At 57.2% G+C, this 367-nt stretch carries 1 protein-coding gene; it reads left to right on the forward strand.

Going from position 1 to position 367, the window contains the following annotated elements; all coding sequences use genetic code 11:
• Positions 1–367 (forward strand): IS3 family transposase (locus tag ACLFKU_RS44385; RefSeq protein WP_410853473.1); only part of this gene is annotated, 367 nt, incomplete at both ends.

The raw sequence follows: 367 nt of genomic DNA on the forward strand, positions 1-367 counted from the left end.
GTCGCTGACAGACATGCTGGTGCGCGTCGCGTCATTGCAGACATCTTCGAACGCAATTACCGTTGCTACGGCTATCGTCGAATCCGCGCGGCGCTGGGTCGGCAGCAGGTATTCATCTCGGAGAAGGTCGTACGACGTTTGATGCGACAGGAAGGTCTGGCTGCTGCCACGACCAGACGGCGTCGCTACGGCTCCTATCGCGGAGAAATAAGCCCCGCGCCGGAGAATCTCATCAATCGTGATTTCCGTGCAGTCGCCCCGAATCAGAAATGGCTTACCGACATTACAGAATTCCAGATCCCAGCGGGCAAGGTGTACCTGTCGCCGGTAATCGATTGCTTCGATGGTCTCGTCGTGAGCTGGTCAA

The sequence above is a fragment of the Paraburkholderia sp. EG304 genome, from assembly GCF_046543485.1.
Taxonomy (GTDB): domain Bacteria; phylum Pseudomonadota; class Gammaproteobacteria; order Burkholderiales; family Burkholderiaceae; genus Paraburkholderia; species Paraburkholderia youngii.